Annotated in this window: 14 protein-coding genes and 1 riboswitch; of the genes, 7 read left to right on the forward strand and 7 right to left on the reverse strand. The window is 65.0% G+C overall.

The window, feature by feature from the left end:
• Window positions 1-17: 17 nt before the first annotated feature.
• Genes P3T20_RS22890 through cbiE form a run of 3 tightly spaced genes read right to left on the reverse strand, consistent with a single transcriptional unit; the run spans window position 18 to window position 3,089 of the window.
• Window positions 18-755 carry a cobalt-precorrin-6A reductase gene (locus tag P3T20_RS22890; protein ID WP_429287916.1) on the reverse strand — a complete coding sequence of 246 codons (738 nt, stop codon included), beginning with the start codon at window positions 753-755 and terminating at the stop codon, window positions 18-20.
• Window positions 752-1,852, reverse strand: a complete 1,101-nt coding sequence (locus P3T20_RS22895) for a cobalt-precorrin-5B (C(1))-methyltransferase (RefSeq protein WP_429287917.1) — start codon at window positions 1,850-1,852, stop codon at window positions 752-754. Before P3T20_RS22895 ends, P3T20_RS22890 begins: the two co-directional genes overlap by 4 nt.
• On the reverse strand, window positions 1,845-3,089 hold the full coding sequence (gene cbiE, locus P3T20_RS22900; protein WP_429287918.1) for a precorrin-6y C5,15-methyltransferase (decarboxylating) subunit CbiE: 1,245 nt from the start codon (window positions 3,087-3,089) through the stop codon (window positions 1,845-1,847). The genes P3T20_RS22895 and cbiE overlap by 8 nt, the downstream gene beginning before the upstream one ends.
• A 200-nt stretch (window positions 3,090-3,289) precedes the next feature.
• Here cbiE and cobG point away from each other — a divergent pair, with 200 nt between their 5' ends.
• From cobG to cobJ, 4 genes are read left to right on the forward strand one after another with little or no spacing between them, the layout of a single operon-like run.
• Window positions 3,290-4,723, forward strand: coding sequence for a precorrin-3B synthase (gene cobG / locus P3T20_RS22905; protein ID WP_429288122.1), 1,434 nt, complete (start codon window positions 3,290-3,292; stop codon window positions 4,721-4,723).
• Window positions 4,716-5,342, forward strand: a complete 627-nt coding sequence (locus P3T20_RS22910) for a precorrin-8X methylmutase (protein WP_429287919.1) — start codon at window positions 4,716-4,718, stop codon at window positions 5,340-5,342. Before cobG ends, P3T20_RS22910 begins: the two co-directional genes overlap by 8 nt.
• Window positions 5,343-6,074, forward strand: coding sequence for a precorrin-2 C(20)-methyltransferase (locus tag P3T20_RS22915; protein WP_429287920.1), 732 nt, complete (start codon window positions 5,343-5,345; stop codon window positions 6,072-6,074). It begins immediately after the preceding gene.
• A complete protein-coding gene (gene cobJ, locus P3T20_RS22920; RefSeq protein WP_429288123.1) occupies window positions 6,071-7,816 on the forward strand; it encodes a precorrin-3B C(17)-methyltransferase in 1,746 nt (581 codons plus the stop codon). The genes P3T20_RS22915 and cobJ overlap by 4 nt, the downstream gene beginning before the upstream one ends.
• A 30-nt stretch (window positions 7,817-7,846) precedes the next feature.
• On the opposite strand, the gene P3T20_RS22925 is transcribed toward cobJ, so the two are convergent.
• From P3T20_RS22925 to cobW, 4 genes are all read right to left on the reverse strand, one after another.
• Window positions 7,847-8,437 (reverse strand): vWA domain-containing protein, encoded by a 591-nt coding sequence (locus P3T20_RS22925; protein ID WP_429287921.1) that lies wholly within the window; start codon window positions 8,435-8,437, stop codon window positions 7,847-7,849.
• A gap of 80 nt (window positions 8,438-8,517) precedes the next feature.
• Entirely contained in the window at window positions 8,518-9,639 is a 1,122-nt protein-coding gene (locus tag P3T20_RS22930; protein WP_429287922.1) for an ATP-binding protein, read from the reverse strand.
• On the reverse strand, window positions 9,636-13,457 hold the full coding sequence (gene cobN, locus P3T20_RS22935) for a cobaltochelatase subunit CobN (RefSeq protein ID WP_429287923.1): 3,822 nt from the start codon (window positions 13,455-13,457) through the stop codon (window positions 9,636-9,638). Before cobN ends, P3T20_RS22930 begins: the two co-directional genes overlap by 4 nt.
• 6 nt (window positions 13,458-13,463) lie before the next feature.
• Complete coding sequence (gene cobW / locus P3T20_RS22940) at window positions 13,464-14,543, reverse strand: cobalamin biosynthesis protein CobW (RefSeq protein WP_429287924.1); 1,080 nt, start codon at window positions 14,541-14,543, stop codon at window positions 13,464-13,466.
• Between the two features lie 169 nt (window positions 14,544-14,712).
• A riboswitch (cobalamin riboswitch) is annotated at window positions 14,713-14,975 on the reverse strand.
• Window positions 14,976-15,105: 130 nt separating this feature from the next.
• Between cobW and P3T20_RS22945 the strand changes: the two genes are divergently transcribed.
• The 3 genes from P3T20_RS22945 to P3T20_RS22955 are packed head-to-tail and all read left to right on the forward strand — an operon-like array spanning window position 15,106 to window position 17,467.
• Window positions 15,106-15,558, forward strand: a complete 453-nt coding sequence (locus tag P3T20_RS22945; RefSeq protein ID WP_074267800.1) for a cobalamin biosynthesis protein — start codon at window positions 15,106-15,108, stop codon at window positions 15,556-15,558.
• Window positions 15,559-15,562: 4 nt separating this feature from the next.
• Window positions 15,563-16,165 (forward strand): cob(I)yrinic acid a,c-diamide adenosyltransferase, encoded by a 603-nt coding sequence (cobO, locus tag P3T20_RS22950; RefSeq protein ID WP_429287925.1) that lies wholly within the window; start codon window positions 15,563-15,565, stop codon window positions 16,163-16,165.
• Between the two features lie 3 nt (window positions 16,166-16,168).
• Window positions 16,169-17,467: a cobyrinate a,c-diamide synthase gene (locus tag P3T20_RS22955; protein ID WP_429287926.1), complete on the forward strand. Its 1,299-nt coding sequence runs from the start codon at window positions 16,169-16,171 to the stop codon at window positions 17,465-17,467.
• Window positions 17,468-17,541: the final 74 nt, after the last annotated feature.

Here is a 17,541-nt window from a genome sequence, read left to right on the forward strand (position 1 = left end):
CCCGCTCGCACCGTCGGTCAGGGCGCCAGGGCGTCAGGCCAATCTTCCAAAGCACCGAGCAATGCGGCGCCACTATCGAATACGCGTGCCGCCGCGGGCAGCTCCGGGCGCCTTAGCATCAGAACCGGCAAGCCACGCTCGCGAGCTACGTCGAGTTTGGCCTCGGTCGCGCGTCCGCCGCTATTCTTGCTGATCACCACGTCAATCGCCGCCTCTGCAAACAGCGCGCGTTCGCCTTCATGCGTGAAGGGGCCGCGTGCATCGATCACGCGCGCACGCGCGTTGCCCGCATGCGCATCGAGACAGCGCACCGTCCAGAATTGTTGCGGCGGAATCTCGTCGAGATGCGCGAGCGGCTCACGCCCGAGCGTGAAAAGAGGACGGCGAAAGGCAGCGAGTAACTTGACCAACCCCGCCCAGTCGTCGGCCTCGCGCCAATCGTCGCCGGGCTGCGCAATCCAGCCTGGGCGACGCAGCGCCCAGCACGGTACGCCGGCCTCCCGGCTTGCCGCCGCGGCGTTCGCGCTGATTCGCGCAGCGTATGGATGGGTGGCGTCGATCAAAAGCGAAACATGCTCGTCAACCAGATAGCGCGCCAGCCCTTCACTGCCTCCGAAACCTCCAACGCGGACCCGGCAGTGCAAATCCTCCGGCACCCGGCCGAGGCCTGCCAGACTGTAGATATGCTCGCCCGCGAGCCGGCGCGCCAATTGCAACGCGTCGCCTGTACCGCCGAGGACAAGGATGCGCATCATAAGGCAGACCCGACCAGATTCCCGACCCGATCGATCGCGAACATTTCGAGCGCCACGCCGGCCGGCGCAATCCCAACTGCCACATCGCGCGCACGCCGGCATACCGCATCGCCGAGCGGCACCGCCCGAGCGTGCGCCAGCGCTAGCGCCTCCTGACTCGTATTGGCGGCCCGCATCGACGCCTGCAGACTCGAATCGGCGCCCCACTCGCCGGCCCATTCGGCCAGCTGCGCGAGATCGATAGTGGATACGCGGCTGTGCAGATCCAGATGGCCGGCAGCGAGCTTGCTGATCTTGCCGAAACCGCCGCACACGCTCAGGCGCTCGACCGGAGCGCGCCGCAGATGCTTGAGCACTGCTCCGACAAAGTCCCCCATCTCGATCAACGCGATCTCGGGCAGGCCGTAACGCTGCCGCATCGCCTCCTCGCTTGCGTTACCCGTGCAGGCCGCCAGATGCCGATACCCGTTCGCACGAGCTACGTCGATACCTTGATGAATCGAGGCGATATAGGCCGAGCAGGAAAACGGCCGCACGATTCCCGTGGTGCCGAGAATCGACAGGCCGCCCACGATGCCGAGCCGCGGATTCATCGTCTTGAGCGCGAGCGCCTCGCCCCCTTCCACGCCGATCGTCACTTCGAAGCCACCGCTATAGCCGCTGGCAACAGCAAGTTCCGTCAGATGTTCGGTCATCATGCGGCGCGGCACCGGGTTGATTGCCGGCTCACCGACCGGCAGCGTCAACCCCGCTCGCGTGACCGTGCCCACACCAGGGCCGGCATGAAAACCCACCCCAGGTTCGGCCCTCAGACGCACGCGGGCGAACACCAGCGCGCCGTGCGTCACGTCGGGATCGTCGCCCGCGTCCTTGATCGTGCCAGCTTCAGCTTGCGTGCCCGACTCGACCCCAGCGAGCCGGCAAAAGGTCAGCCGCAAGGAGACGCGCTGCCCTTTGGGCAGCACGATTTCCGCCGCGTCACTCGTTTCCCCTGTCAACAGCAGCCGCGCCGCCGCCAGCGAAGTCGCGGTCGCGCAGCTGCCAGTGGTATATCCAGAGCGCAGGGGCGCAGACTGCTCGGGGGTTTCGTCACGCATGCCGGTCTTCCCGCTTGCATACCTCAAGCAGCGTGACCGGCAGAGCCGGACGCCAGGTATCGAAGCGCCCAAGAGGCTCGATTTCCGACAGGGCAATGCGCGTTAGCGTGCCCCCATGTTGCGCGTGCCAGGCCGACAGCGCCGCCTCGCCTTGCACCGTGACCGCATTCGCGACCAGACGTCCGCCCTCGCGCAAACGCGCCCAGCAGGTATCCAGCACACCCGGCCCGGTCACACCACCGCCGATAAAAACCGCGTCGGGAGTATCCAGACCCTCGAGTGCTGCGGGCGCCCGCCCGGCAACCAGTTGCAGCGTCGGCACACCGAGCGCTTCACGGTTGTACTCGATAAAAGCCTGCCGCTCAGGGTGGCTTTCGATCGCGATCGCGCGGCAATCCGGATGCGTACGCATCCATTCGATACCGATCGAACCGCTGCCCGCGCCGACATCCCAGAGTAGTTCGCCGGGCGCCGGCGCCAGACGTGCGAGCGTGATCGCGCGTATGTCGCGCTTCGTCAACTGGCCATCGTTGCGATATGCCTCGTCGGGCAAGCCGGGGGTCAGCGGCAAACGCAGGACCTGCCCATCCGCACGGCATTCGACGGCGATCAGGTTAAGTGCAGCGACCGTACCGGCGGACCAGGCATCGGCACGTCCGTCGATACGCCGCTCGTGCACGCCGCCGCCCAGATGTTCGAAGACGGTCATCCTGCTCGCGCCGTAACCGCGCGCCATCAACAGAGTGGTCAAGGCTGCCGGGGTGTTGCCATCTGCGCTCAGCACGAGCAGACATGCGCCGTCATACATCACCGTGCTCAGCGCGGCCAGCGGACGGCCGACCAGCGAAACCGTCTTGACCTGTTGCAAGGCCCAGCCCATACGCGCTGCGGCCAGAGACACAGATGAAGGCGCCGGCAGAACATGCAATTCCTCCGCTGGTAACTGGCGCGCCAGCACCGCGCCGACACCAAACAGCATCGGGTCTCCGCTCGCCAGCACGCAAACCGGCGTGCCACGCCGCGCGAGCACCGCCGAAAGATCGAACGGTTGAGGCCACGCTTCGCGCTGCGCCCGCAGACGTGGCGGCAGCATCGCCAGATGACGCGCACCGCCGTAGACAATGTGTGCGTCGAGCAGCGCACGGCGTGCCGGCCGGCCGAGTCCGGCGAAACCGTCTTCGCCAATCCCGACCACGGTCAACCAGGCTGGCCTTGGCCCAAATTCTTTTGCATGCATCGAGAGGTTCTGTGAACGCCTGAGCCGCACGGCCGCAGCGTCGTTTCAGATATCGAAAACAGGCATAATACAGCGCTTAGGCAGCCTTCCTTGCGGCCTTCTTTGCCCTGACACTGAGCGAACGCTGAGGCCCGCCCGCACAACACGCGGGCAGCGCCGCTCGCGCACGCGTGAAGTGATCCATGCATTTCCGGCCCTACGTGAACCGCCCTCCACTCCCCGCCAGCAGCAACGTTGCTCCGTACTCATCGGCCTGTCCCGGGTTGCTGCATATCGTCGCTGCGCGAGATGGCGGGCTGTGCCGTATCCGCCTGCCTGGCGGCGCGATCGAGGCCGCTCAACTGCACGCCCTGGCTAGCGCGGCAGAACGCCATGCGGGCGGCCCTGTCGAACTGACGAACCGCGCGAATCTGCAATTGCGGGGCATTCGCGCCGGTCACGAAACGGCGCTGAGCCAGGCGCTGCTTGAGGCAGGGTTCGGCCCCGGTGGGCACCGCGAAACTAGCCGTGCCGATGCACGAGCGGCTGACGCCCGTCGCAACCTGATGCTCAGCCCCGTAGCCGGTCGCGATCCTGACGCGCTAATCGATACGCGAGCGCTCGCCGCAAGCCTGCTCGACACTTTGCAGAACGAACCGCGCTTCGCTGCGCTCTCGCCCAAATTCTCCGTGCAGCTTGATGGCGGCGAGCGGCTCGCCATGCTCGAACATCCGCACGATATCTGGTTTGCGGCACAACCGGACGGGACCGATGTGGGTTTCGCATTTGGCCTCGCAGGCTGCCCATCGTCCGGCGTCTACAAGGCCGGCGGCAACATGCTGAACCCAGCGCCGGAGGCGAGCGCCGATATACCGGCGCTCGGCATCGTCGGTCCGGAACAGGTCCCAGCGTTGCTCAATGCCCTGCTGCAGGCGTTCCTCGATCTCGCCACGCCGCAGCAGCCGCGCATGCGCGATCTGTTACGGACACACGCGGCCAGTTCAATCCTGCAGCGTGCGCAAACGTATCTCGACTTCCAGCCTCGGACAGCACGCGCATGGACTCGCCATATCGCCGATCCGGCCCTGCGCTTTGGACCCCACCCGCAAGCTACAGCCGGTTTGTGGTGGGTCGGCGGCCAGCCGCCGCTAGGCCGGCTCGACACGCGCACCCTGCATGCACTGGCCGAACTCGCGCACGCGGCAAACACACAGGCCACGGTGATAGTAACGCCCTGGCAAAGCATCCTGATTCCGGATCTCGCCAAAACGGCAGTGGCACCAACCGTCGCCGCCATGGAGCGGCTCGGTTTTATCTGCGATCCCCAGGCAGCGTATGCCGGCCTGATTGCCTGCGCGGGTTCACGCGGCTGTGCGAAAGCGCGAGCCGATACCAAGGCCGACGCGCAATACCTCGCAGAACATCTGCCCCAACTTCGCCCCGCAGCGCTCGAGTTGCACCTGAGCGGCTGCGAGCGCTCATGCGCGGCGGCTCATTGCGCGGCTCACACGCTGCTCGCCGTGGCCCCCGGACACTACGACCTTTACGAACGCGATGGCGGCCCCGGCTTCGGCCGCCTCGTTGCGCACGATCTGAGCCTTGAACAGATCAAGACTGCACTTACAACAACCGCCCGGAGCCCTATCGATGTCTGAGTACATCCGTGACGGACAGGAAATCTATCGCCAGTCCTTCGCCACGATTCGCGCCGAAGCGGATCTGTCACGCATCCCGCCCGATCTGGAAAAACTCGCCGTTCGCGTGATTCACGCCTGCGGCATGGTCGAAATCGTCGAAGCGCTGGAATTCTCCGCAGACGCCGGGCACTCTGGCCGTGAAGCACTGATGGGCGGTGCGCCGATTCTCTGCGATGCGCGCATGGTTGCCGAAGGCATTACGCGCGCGCGCCTGCCCGCGGCAAACCAGGTCATCTGCACGCTCGGCGAGCCTCGTGTACCCGCACTGGCCGAATCGCTTGGCAACACCCGCTCGGCTGCCGCCGTGGAATTGTGGCGGCCGAATCTGGCCGGCAGCGTGGTGGTCATCGGCAACGCACCCACCGCACTGTTCCATTTGCTGGACATGATCGCGGCCGGCGCGCCCAGACCCGCGCTCATCCTCGGTTTTCCGGTGGGATTTATCGGCGCGGCCGAATCGAAAGCCCTGCTGGCCGCCAATACGCTCAGCCTCCCCTATGTCTGCGTCGCGGGCCGCCGCGGCGGCAGCGCGATGGCCGCAGCAGCGGTCAATGCGCTCGCCTCGGAGATCGAATAAGTGAAACCAGCTGGACGTTTATACGGTCTTGGCGTCGGCCCCGGCGACCCCGAACTGCTGACGCTGAAAGCACTGCGCCGCCTCACAAGCGCCGACGTGGTGGCCTATTTCGTGGCCAAGGGCAAGAAAGGCAACGCCTACAGCATCATCGAGGCACATCTGCAACCAGCCCAGACGCAGTTGCCACTCGTCTATCCGGTCACGACCGAAGCACTTGAACCGCCGCTGTGTTACGAAACGATCATCGCCGGGTTCTACGACGAAGCGGCCGAAACGGTCGCAGAGCATCTCAATGCCGGACGCGACGTCGCCGTCATCTGCGAAGGCGATCCGTTCTTCTACGGCTCGTACATGTATCTGCACGACCGGCTCGCCGCGCGCTTCGAGACCGAGGTCGTGCCTGGTGTCTGCTCGATGCTCGGCGGTGCGGCCGTGCTCGGGTCGCCACTCGTGTACCGGAATCAGAGCCTGTCGGTACTGTCCGGCGTGTTGCCCGAAACAGAACTACGCGAGCGGCTCGCCACGGCGGACGCAGCCGTCATCATGAAACTCGGGCGCAACTTCGAAAAGGTCAGGCGCGTGCTGACCGAGCTTGGGCTGGCGCAGCGCGCGCTCTATGTCGAACGCGCGACCATGGCCAATCAACGCATCGTGGCGCTCGACGAGGTCGATCCCATGGCCTCGCCATATTTTTCACTACTGATCGTGCCGGGTAAAAATTGGCAAGCCTGATCCCACCCGCCATCGTAATTCTGGGGCCGTCCGCGCTGGCAACGGCGCGCAGGATCCAGGCCTGTTACGCCGGCTCACGGGTGCACGGTCTGCAGGCGCGAGTCGCCGCCGACGAAGCTTATGCCTCGCTCGGCGAACATTTACGCGCACTCTATGCGCAAGGCACACCGCTGATTGTGCTGTGCGCCGCGGGCATCGTGATCCGCTGCCTCGCCCCGGCACTCGCCAGCAAGGGGGCCGAGCCGCCCGTGCTCGCCGTCGCCGAGGACGGCAGCGCGGTCGTGCCGCTGCTTGGCGGCCTGGCTGGTGTCAACGACATGGCACGCGAGATCGCCGCAGCACTCGAAGTATCCGCCGCAATTACCACCAGTGGCGAATTGCGTTTCGGCACCTGCCTGCTCGATCCGCCTGACGGTTATGTGCTCGCCAGCCTGGAGCACGGCAAACACTTTGTCTCGGACCTGCTCGCCGGCGAGAGCACTCGCGTCGAAGGCCATGCCCCCTGGCTCGAGCAGGCGAACCTGCCGCAGGCACCCGGAGCGAGGCTGTCGATACGCATCAGCGAACAGCTGGGCACCGGGGCGGCGGATGAACTTCTGATCCATCCGCGCTGTGTGATAGCGGCGGTGCTAGAAGGCGACGAACAGACAGCCGCACGGGTCCAACAGGCCTTGCAGGACGCGCGCATCGCGCCGCTCTCGCTCGCGGCCCTGGTCGCACCGCATCGGACCATGAACGATGCGGCACTCAGACTGGCAGCGGACACGCTCGGCGTCCCGTTGCGATTTGTCGAAACAGGCGTCGAGGCGAGCGACTCGCATGCTCTCCTGAACGCAGCGCTTCGATTACCCTGGCGGAGGCTCGACGGCAGCGAACCCGGGCTCGCTTTGGCGTCCTGCGCGGCGCCTGTCGATCCCGCGCAGATCGGCCATGGCCGCGGCTCGCTTAGCGTGGTCGGCCTCGGCCCCGGCAGCGCGGACCTGATGGTTCCAGCCGCGCGCCGCGCACTCGACGCGGCCACCGATATCCTCGGCTACGCCACCTATGTGAACATGGCCGGCCCGTTCCGCGTCGGCCAGCAACTGCATACCAGCGATAACCGCGAGGAGTTGCAGCGCGCGCGTCATGCGTTCGAGCTCGCAAGCCTGGGGCGCTCGGTCGCCATCGTCTCCTCTGGCGACCCGGGCGTGTTCGCGATGGCCGCGGCCGTACTGGAAGCGCTCGATAATTCCGACGATGCCGCCTGGGCCGGCGTCGAACTGAATATCGTGCCCGGCGTCTCGGCCGCGTTTGCTACCGCAGCTCAGGCGGGTGCGCCGCTCGGCCACGATTTCTGCCTGCTCTCGCTGTCCGATAACCTGAAGCCGTGGAGTGTGATCGAAACGCGGCTGCGACATGCGGCCGAGGCTGATCTCGTGATGGCCTTTTATAACCCCATCTCGCGTGCACGGCCCTGGCAGCTCGACCGCGCCCTGGAGATTCTGCGCGCCTTGCGCACACCCGATACCGTGGTGGTGCTGGGCCGCGATATCGGCCGGCCAGGCGCGACCCTCAATTCAACCACGCTCGGTATGCTGCGCTCGGAACAGGTCGATATGCGCACGATGGTGATCGTCGGCTCGTCGACGACGCGCCGTATTCCGGGTGGCCCGCATGGTGAGTGGATCTATACGCCGCGCTGGTATCCGGATGCGAAGGACGCAGTGTCCCAGACCGGGATTGAAGCTGTTAAAGACGCCTGAAACTGTTTCCCGTCGTGCATTAAACTCAGATCAATCCTGGCCTAGCAGATCCTCGGGTCTGAGATGCAGGGCGCCCCAACTCTCCGCCAGCGCTTTGCAACGTGCAAGCCTGAGCGGGCCGGTTTCGAAGTCGACCAGCACGATCCGGTCGGCCTCGGCCGGAAAAGGCGGCTGATCCAAGCTACGGCCATCCGTCAGAATCCATAGGTAACGCTGTCGCGTTACCTGACCGGTTGCAGCGCTCGCCAGCAACTGGCGCGCGCTGCGTACTCCGCTACTCAAGGGCGTGCCGCCACCCCCGCCAAGCGGGCGCAGCCAGCGCTCGTTCCACCAGCGCGGCACCGCCGGCCCGAAGCGACGCTCAGCGCGTGAGCCGGAAAAACAGATCAGCGCTGCTTCATCGCGTGCCTGTCCGATACGATCGAACAGGCTGGCGAGCACGCCCTTCGCAAGCGCGAGACGCCGTCCGCCCAGCATTGAACCCGAGCAGTCGAGCAGGAAGCAATGCAACGCCTTCTGACCGCTCCTCTCCGGCCGGAAACGCAGATGTTGCGTTTGCAGGCGCGCCGCCCCCTTGCTGGCGAATGTCGCCGGCCACGCGATGCGCCGCACGCCCCGCATCCCGCTGCGGCTTGCAGTGCCCGCGCCTTCCAGCCATCGAAACCCGGCGGGCAAACCCGCGGGGGCGCGCTCCCGATGGCTCAGTGTTTTTTTGCGTCTAGCGGCCGGACCGCCTTGACCGGTTCGATTCCCGCAGCCACCGGCGGCAGGTAACCCCAGTCTGTATCGGTGGTCCGACCTGCGGGTGTTGCGGTGGCCGAGGCAGGAGGCGATGCAGCGTTTGACGTATCGGTCTGCCGCGTATCGGATTCGGCTGGCGGCGGTGCAGCTTGTGCCGGGTCTGCGCCATCCGGTTGCGTCCCAGCTTCTGCGTGCCGCCGATGACGTAGCGTCGCTTCGGCCACACGATCGACGTGCTCGACCGCAATCGCTTCAGCCTGCTCGAGCGCCGCGAGTGCGCGAGCCGCGCGCAGCATCACCAGATCGGCGCGCATCCCGTCGACGGCCGCGGCGATACAGAGCTCGCTCACACGCGCATGCACCGCTTCGCCGAATTCGAGCGACGGCAGACGCATGCGCGCAGCGCGAATCCGCCGTGCGTAGTCGTCCTGCTGCACGTCGAAACCACGCCGGAAACCCTGTGGATCGAGTTCGAATGCGAGGCGGGCCTTTACGATCCGTTCGCGCAGCGCCGGCTCAAAGCAGTTTTCTAGCTCAACCATCAAACCAAACCGGTCGAGCAATTGCGGCCGCAACTCCCCTTCTTCGGGATTCATCGTGCCCAGCAGGACGAAACGCGCCTCATGGCTGTGCGAAATACCATCGCGCTCGACCGTATTGACGCTGCTCGCTGCCACGTCGAGCAGCAGATCGACCAGTGAATCGGGCAGCAGGTTGATCTCATCCACATACAGTACGCCGCCGTGCGCCTTTGCCAGCAGTCCGGGAGAAAAGCGCACGGAGTTGTCGCGCAACACCGTTTCGAGATCGAGCGTGCCGACGAGGTGCTCTTCGCTTGCGCCGAGCGGCAACGTCACCAGTTGACCATCTGGCAGCAGGTCGGCAAGCGCGCGCGCAGCCGTCGATTTGGCTGTGCCGCGCGGGCCACTGATGAGTACGCCGCCAATGCCCGGATCGATCGCAGCGAGCAGCAGCGCCTGTTGCAAGGGCGCCTGCCCAAGCAGCGCCGCAAACGGGAAAACCGTACGCGTGGCGACGGGTGTACCGGAGATGAGCGTCCTGGGCGAGTCGATGTTTGTCATGAACGTCCTTCGAGATGCTGTTCCACCGCCAGCAGTTGCTGTTCGACCTGGCTTCGGTACGTGCCGGGATGCTGCCACAAGCCGCGCTGCATGGCCTCTAGCAGCCGCTCGCAGATGCCGTGCAACGCATGCGGGTTATAGCGCTGCAAAAACGCCCGCGTATCCGCGTCGTTCAGGTACGCGTCCGTGACCAGCGCGTATTGATGATCGGCAACCACGCGTGCGGTGGCGTCGTAGCCATAGAGATAATCGACCGTCGCAGCGATTTCGGCAGCGCCTTTATAGCCGTGCCGCTTGATGCCTTCGAGCCATTTCGGATTCACCACGCGCGAGCGGATCACCCGTGCGATCTCCTCGCGTAACGGCCGGATGCGCGGCGTCTCCGGGTTGCTGTGGTCGGCATGGTAAAGCTGCGGTTGCGCGCCGCTCAGGTGCCGCACGGCTGCGGCCATGCCGCCCTGGAACTGGTAGTAGTCGTTCGAATCGAGCAGATCGTGTTCGCGGCTGTCCTGGTTCTGCAGCACCACGTCGATCGCAGCGAGGCGCATGCCGAAAGCATCGTGGGCGGCTTCGCCCGAACGTTGCTGGGTGTAGGCGTAACCGCCCCACTGCTGATACGCGTGCGCAAGATCGGCGTCGCTTTGCCACTGGCTGGTGTCGATCAGTTCCTGCAAGCCTGTGCCATAGGAACCAGGGCGTGCGCCGAAGATACGCCAGCCCGCGCGGCGGCGAGCCTCGCCAGCCTCCAGACCGCCGGCGATCAACTGATCGCGCTCGCGCAGCACGCGCGCGCGGATCGGATTCAGCTCGACAGGCTCGTCGTCGAGCTCGGCCACCGCCTGCACCGCCGCGTCGAACAGGTGCATGAGGTTCGGAAACGCATCGCGGAAAAATCCCGATACGCGCAGCGTGACGTCGATGCGCGGCCGGTCGAACGTTGCGATCGGCAGAATCTCGAAATCGGTCACGCGATGACTGCCGGCTGCCCATTTTGGCCGTACGCCGAGCAGCGCAAGTGCCTGCGCGATATCATCGCCGCCCGTGCGCATGGTCGCCGTGCCCCACACCGACAGTCCGACCGCGCGCGGGTAATCGCCCTGCTCCTGCAAATGCCGCTCGATCAGTTGCTGTGCCGATTTGAGTCCGAGCGCCCAGGCGGCCTGGGTGGGCAGTGCGCGCGTGTCGACCGAATAGAAGTTGCGCCCCGTCGGCAGCACATCGGGGCGCCCCCGTGAGGGCGAGCCGCTCGGCCCCGGCGGCACGAAACAGCCGGCCAGGCCTCGCCGCAACTGCCGCAATTCTTCGCCACCGCATGCGTCGAGGCGCGGCAGCACGTCATTGCGCAAACGCTCGAGAACCTGCTCGGCATGCGGCAGACTGCCCGGCGCCGGCAGGCCGTGTGCAGGCCCAGATTCAGCATTGGCGCCGGACAAACCGCACAGGTCAGCAAGCAATTCCGCTGCGAGCAGTTCGAGCCGCTCGCGTGTATCGCCCTTATGCCGCCAGGGCGCATCGCTCACCTGCTGCAACAGTGCCGGGCGAGGGCCGTCCCATGGCGCCGACCAGTCGGGCGCCAGCGGATCGAACAGGCGGGCAATGTCGAGATCCCGTGCAAGCGCATCGATCAGCCCCGCGTTCGCCTCCCGCCCGTTGCCCACCGGAAAACGCGCCAGCGCCTGCAAGGTGTCGCGCCGCTGCACGCCTTGGGGCGAGTGCCCGAAGATATGCAGACCATCGCGAATCTGCGCCTCTTTCAACTCACATAGCCATGCATCGACCTGGGTCAGCAGCGCATCCTCGGCATCGGGACTGCTGGGTGCGGCCAGACTCAGTTCCTCATGCAGCCGATGCTCGACGATCGTCTTCAGGATCGTGCCGCGCAGCAACCTGCCACGCCGCGGATCGACCATCAAGGCGTCGTAGTATTCGTCGACCTGGCGTTCGAGATCCTGCAGCGGACCGTAATTGTCGGCACGCGTGAGCGGCGGCATCAGATGATCGATGATCACGGCCTGCGCGCGCCGCTTGGCCTGGCTGCCCTCGCCCGGGTCGTTCACAATGAACGGATAGAGATGCGGCAGCGGGCCAAGAATCAGATCGGGCCAGCACTGGCCGCTCAACGCGACGCTCTTGCCCGGCAGCCATTCGAGATTGCCGTGTTTGCCGACGTGCACCACGGCATCGATTTCGAAGCGGTGCCGCAGCCAGAAATAGAACGCCAGATAGGCATGTGGCGGCACCAGTTCGGCGTCGTGATAACTCGCGTAGTCGCTGGCGTCACGGGAACGCGCGGGCTGAATCCCGACGAACACCTGGCCGCAGCGCCAACCGGCGATCATGAAGCGCCCCTGGCGGATCGTCGGATCGAGTTCCGGCGCACCCCAACGCGCATTGAGCGCGGCTTGCACCTCGGCAGGCAGACGCTCGAAATAGCGGCGATAGTCGGCCAACGCCAGGCTTTGCAAGGCAGGACGTAAGTCGCGCACAACCGGGTCGTTGGTGACACCCTGAGTCAGCGTGCGCAGCAGGGCCTCGCCATCGGCCGGCAATGGATCGAGCCGGTAACCCTCGTCACGCAACATGGCGAGGATCGTCAGGACGGAGGCCGGCGTATCGAGTCCGACACCGTTGCCGATCCGCCCTTCGCTGACGGGGTAATTCGCGAGGATCAGCGCGAGCCGCTTGTCGGCATTCTCAAGCGTGCGCAACCGGCACCAGCGCCGGCTCAGCTCGGCCACGAACGCGATGCGCTCGAGATCGGGCTGATAGCGCACCACGTCGACCTCGGTATGCGGGCAGCGGTAGTCGAGTCCCTTGAAACTGATCGCTCGCGTAATCACGCGGCCGTCGACCTCGGGCAGCACCACATGCATCGCGATATCGCGCGCATTGAGGCCATGATTGTCCTTGAGCCACGTCTCGCGGTTCCCGCCGCTCAGGATCACCTGCAGCACGGGTGCATCGCCCGCGAGGGCAAAGGCATCCGGGGCATCGATCGAAGAGACCGCAAACGCGGTGGTATTCAGCACCAGCGCGACCCGATGCTCGACGCTCAACTGCTGCAATACAGAGAGGCTCACTCGATCCTTCAGCGAAGTCACGGCGAGCGGCAAGGGGTTCACGCCTTGCGCCTCGAGCGCCTCGATCAGCGCATCGAACACGCGCGTATTGGCCGCCTGCAAATGCGCCTTGTAGAACAGGATCAGTGCCACCGGCGCACCGGGGCGCCAGCGCGCCTGCCAGTCGGCGATGCTCGGCGTATCGTGCTCAGGATGATAAAGCGCGGCAGCGGGCAACACGCGCGGCGCGGCCGGTTCGCTGCCCCAGCCGAGCGCGCGATAAGCGATGCAGCGCAGGAAGGCTTCGGCATTAAGCGGGCCGCCCTCGCGCAGATAGCGCCAGAGCTGATGGCACAAGGCGGGATCGGCGGTACTGCGCGCGAGCAGGTGCGGGTCTTCCTGAAGGTCGCCCGAGAACATCACCAGCACCTGCTTCCTGCGTTCGGCCAGTTCGACCAGCTGCTCGATACCGTAAGGCCAGTAGGCTTCGCCGCCCAGATGGTCGACGACCACCACACGCGCATGCTGGAGCACATCGTCGACGTAAAAATCGACCGATGCAGGCTGCCGCAAAAAGCTGACATTGGTGAGCCGGATCTCCGGGAAGCCGGCGCCGAGCCTCGGCACCACGCTCGCCAACAGCGCCAGCGTCGTGTCGGCCGAACTCAGCACCACGATCTCAGCCGGTCGCTGATCGATCCGGATGACGCCTTCGGTATCGTCGACAAAACCGCCCGGAACGGTGCGTAGCAGATGCATAACGGATCAGGACTGCTGGGCCTGGGCAGCCAACGCGTTGCTCAGCGCGCGCTGCAGCACAGGTTGATCGAGATCTTCGCCGATCAGCACGAACCGGTTGGCCCGTGCTTCGTCTTCGCGCCAGCGCCGGTCGAAATAGCTGTCGAAGCGCCGGCCCACGCCCTGGATCACGAGGCGCATTGGTGTGCCCGGCAGCGCTGCAAAACCCTTGACGCGGTAGATCGTGTGCTGCTCCGTCAAACCCTGCAGCGCCGCGATGATCGTTTCGCGCGATGCTGCGGGCGCTTCAACGATCACGGAATCGAATTCGTCGTGGTGATGATCGGGATCGTCGGCCGAGCCATGATGATCGTGGCGCAGATGAATCGTGGTTTCGGACGCCGCCTGCAAACCCAGCAGACCGTGCAGATCCAGCTGCCCTCGCTGGGCGCGCACGATCTTGACCTGGGGCGGCAACTCCTCGCGAATCTCCGCTTCCACGGCAGCCTGCTGTGCCTCGTCGAGCAGGTCGGTCTTGTTCAGGATCACGAGATCGGCCGAGCCGAGCTGGTCTTCGAACAGCTCGTGCAACGGCGATTCGTGATCGAGATTGGGATCGGCCCGGCGCTGCTCATCCACGGCCTGTGGGTCGTCGGCGAACTGTCCGCTTGCTGCGGCAGGGCCGTCCACCACGGTCACCACCGCGTCGACGGTGAAGCTGTTACGGATCGAAGGCCAGTTGAACGCCTGGACCAGCGGTTTCGGCAACGCCAGCCCCGAGGTTTCGATCAGAACGTGGTCGATCTCGCCACGGCGTTCGACCAGTTGCTCCATCACCGGGAAAAACTCTTCCTGCACGGTGCAGCACAGACAGCCGTTGGCGAGCTCATAGAGCTGGCCGGCCTGTTCGCGGCCTTCTTCGTCGCAGCCGATTCCGCAACCACGCAGAATTTCGCCGTCGATGCCGAGCTCGCCGAACTCATTGACGATGACAGCAATCCGCAAATCGTTCGCGTTTTGAAGAATATGGCGCAGCAAGGTGGTTTTGCCACTCCCAAGAAAGCCCGTGACGACAGTCACAGGGATCTTGCGCATGGGGTTCTGCATGATCACTCCGTTATTAAACAAGCCAGCTCGTCGGGCACTCGCTTCAGACCAGACGCGAGCGGTAGCGTCTGGCGCAGGACGTAAACAGGACGTGGGGACGATACGGAACGTTGCGGTCGCAACAGAGGAACGCGATGAAGGCGTGGATGGCCAGCTGCATCCCCGCAGCGCCAACACCTCTTCTCTGGCCGGTATCCGGGCTGGCGAACGCACCGCTCCACCTTCCCACGCGAATCTTTCGCGCAGTGGTTGATTGCCCGCGATCCTGGTCGCGGACATGGAGCCGGCTTCGCATCGCCTAAGCGACGCTTTCGCTGAACCGTTGCGGGGGCAGCACAGGTTGGGCTCGCGCTAGCGCGGCAAGCGTCCTGTTTCCCGTTTAACTGCCGGCGCGATAACGCGTCGGCGGGCACCAGAGTGGGACGAGTTTAGGCTGCACCGCGAGGCAGCGTCAAGAAGCGACGCTGGCGAGCGGCCGCCAACGCGTGTATTGTAGCGCGCCAGATATCTGCAAACCGACACGCCATATGCTTACGGCCCGAGCGGACGGTTACGACACAACATGAAGCAATTCAGCATCGGCATTGGCTGTCGGCAGCAAGTTTCGGCCGAGGCGATCGAGGCCGCTGTGCTCGCGACGCTTGGCAAACTGGGCGTGCAAGGGGCCAACGCCTTTGAATCGATCGCCTCGATCTCGACCATCGATTCAAAGGCGCGAGAACCCGGCCTCCTGACATTCTGTGCCCGTCATGCGCTAATGTTGCATAGCTTCAGCCGTGAAGCGATCGCCGCCTGCCCGGGCGGCATGCTTCGCGCAACGGCCTCGAAAGCGGTACAGGCCCGCTTCGGCGTCGACGGCATCTGCGAACCTTGCGCGCTGCTGGGAGCGCCCGGCGGCAGCCTCGTTGCCGGCAAAACGGCTTCGCCTGGCGTCACCGTGGCCATTGCCTGCCTGGCCGAATTCTGTACGCAGGCGCCCGGGGCGCGCCGATTGAACCCAACCACCAGGACCTGACTGCATGAAAACCGATACGGAATCGCATCTGCGCATGACCCAACGCCGCCGCGAAGGACATGAAAAGAAACAGGCGCAGGCCACCATCGAAAAAGGACTGTTGATCGTCAATACGGGCACGGGCAAGGGCAAAAGCACAGCGGCTTTCGGCATGGCCGTGCGCGTGCTCGGACACGGCATGCGCCTCGGTGTCGTGCAATTCATCAAGGGTGCACTGCATACCTCGGAGCGCGATTTCCTGGGCAGTCTGCCAAACTGCGATTTCGTCACGATGGGCGACGGCTATACCTGGAACACGCAGGATCGGGAAGCCGACATTGCGACGGCACGCAAAGGCTGGAGCGAAGCCTGCCGGATGATCGAAAGCGGCGAATATCAGATGGTGATTCTCGACGAACTCAATACCGTACTCAAGTACGAGTATCTGCCGCTCGATGAAGTGCTGGACGTCTTTAGCAAGCGTCCGGACATGCTCCATGTGGTGGTCACCGGACGGCATGCGCCTGACGGACTGATTGAGGCCGCAGACCTCGTCACCGAGATGCGCATCGTCAAACACCCATACCGCGAGCAACACGTCAAAGCGCAGCGCGGCGTCGAGTTCTAAGCCATGGCCGCCTGTCCAGCGCTGTTCATCAGCGCCCCGGCTTCGGGTCAGGGCAAGACCACCGTCACGGCAGGGCTTGCCCGCTACCACAGCCGCCTCGGACGGCGTGTGCGCGTGTTCAAGACCGGTCCGGACTTTATCGATCCGACTATCCTCGCGCACGCGAGCGGTGCGGCGGTGTTTTCGCTCGACCTCTGGATGGTCGGCGAAGCCGGCTGCCGTACACTGCTGGCCGAAGCGGCAGGCGACGCCGATCTGATCCTGGTCGAAGGGGTCATGGGGCTGTACGACGGCCGGCCCAGCAGTGCCGATCTGGCGAGCGCCTTCGGCATACCCGTATTGGCGGTGATCGCAGCGAAATCCATGGCCCAGACCTTCGGCGCATTGGCCTTCGGTCTCGCTCAATTCCAGCCGCAGGTGCCTTTTTACGGTGTGCTCGCGAACCGGGTCGGCTCGCCCTATCACGCGAAACTGCTTGAAGAGGCATTACCGGCCTCGCTGCGCTGGTGCGGCCATCTGAACAGCAACGACTCGATCGAATTGCCGGACCGGCACCTCGGTTTGCACCAGGCCGCAGAAATCGCGGATCTCGATGCACGCCTCAACCAGGTTGCCGATGCGCTCGCCGCGACGCCGCTGGCCGAACTGCCGCCCGCCATCCACTTCGAGGCGCCACCGCGTAACAGCCTGCCACGCCTGCTCGACGGCAGGCTGATCGCAATTGCAAAGGACGCGGCCTTTTCCTTTATCTACCCAGCCAATCTCGCACTGCTCGAAGCACTCGGCGCCAGACTCGCGTATTTCTCGCCGCTCGCCAATGAACCGGTACCTCAGGCTGCCGATGCCCTCTATCTTCCCGGCGGTTACCCGGAACTCCATGCCCGGACCCTGGCGGACCGGAAATGCAGTGCCGGCTCGATTCGCGCACACGCCGCAGCCGGCAAACCGTTGATCGCCGAATGTGGCGGCATGCTCTATCTGCTTGACCGACTGATCGACGTGCACGGTGCCTCTACCCCGATGCTCGGCCTGCTGCCCGGCGAGGCCAGCATGCAGATCCGCTTCGCGGCACTGGCCATGCAACAGATCGAAGGACGACACGGCGTCATGACCGGACACACGTTCCACTATTCGAAGCTGAACACGCCGCTCGCACCGGTTACGACCGCGGTTCGGCCGCAAGGCGCAACCAGCGGAGAAGCCCTCTATCGGCACGGTGCAATCGTCGCAACCTACATGCACGCTTACTGGCCGTCGAATCCGGTATTCGCCGCCGCCTTGTTCCGCGGCGAGGCGTTCTGAACAAAAATCGCTGGAAAGGGAAAGGTCCCTCCGTCCGAACCGCTATTCATGCGGAGATTGACGCCCTCCGGCAG

The organism is Paraburkholderia sp. GAS206C, from assembly GCF_050435645.1.
Lineage (GTDB): Bacteria > Pseudomonadota > Gammaproteobacteria > Burkholderiales > Burkholderiaceae > Paraburkholderia > Paraburkholderia phenazinium_B.

Coding starts and splice junctions, on each gene's coding strand:
- P3T20_RS22890 (WP_429287916.1), bottom strand. CDS start 755: ATGATGCGCATCCTTGTCCTCGGCGGTACAGGCGACGCGTTGCAATTG.
- P3T20_RS22945 (WP_074267800.1), top strand. CDS start 15,106: ATGAAGCAATTCAGCATCGGCATTGGCTGTCGGCAGCAAGTTTCGGCC.
- P3T20_RS22955 (WP_429287926.1), top strand. CDS start 16,169: ATGGCCGCCTGTCCAGCGCTGTTCATCAGCGCCCCGGCTTCGGGTCAG.
- cobW (WP_429287924.1), bottom strand. CDS start 14,543: ATGCAGAACCCCATGCGCAAGATCCCTGTGACTGTCGTCACGGGCTTT.
- cobN (WP_429287923.1), bottom strand. CDS start 13,457: ATGCATCTGCTACGCACCGTTCCGGGCGGTTTTGTCGACGATACCGAA.
- cobO (WP_429287925.1), top strand. CDS start 15,563: ATGAAAACCGATACGGAATCGCATCTGCGCATGACCCAACGCCGCCGC.
- P3T20_RS22895 (WP_429287917.1), bottom strand. CDS start 1,852: ATGCGTGACGAAACCCCCGAGCAGTCTGCGCCCCTGCGCTCTGGATAT.
- P3T20_RS22910 (WP_429287919.1), top strand. CDS start 4,716: ATGTCTGAGTACATCCGTGACGGACAGGAAATCTATCGCCAGTCCTTC.
- P3T20_RS22925 (WP_429287921.1), bottom strand. CDS start 8,437: ATGCGGGGCGTGCGGCGCATCGCGTGGCCGGCGACATTCGCCAGCAAG.
- P3T20_RS22930 (WP_429287922.1), bottom strand. CDS start 9,639: ATGACAAACATCGACTCGCCCAGGACGCTCATCTCCGGTACACCCGTC.
- cbiE (WP_429287918.1), bottom strand. CDS start 3,089: ATGCATGCAAAAGAATTTGGGCCAAGGCCAGCCTGGTTGACCGTGGTC.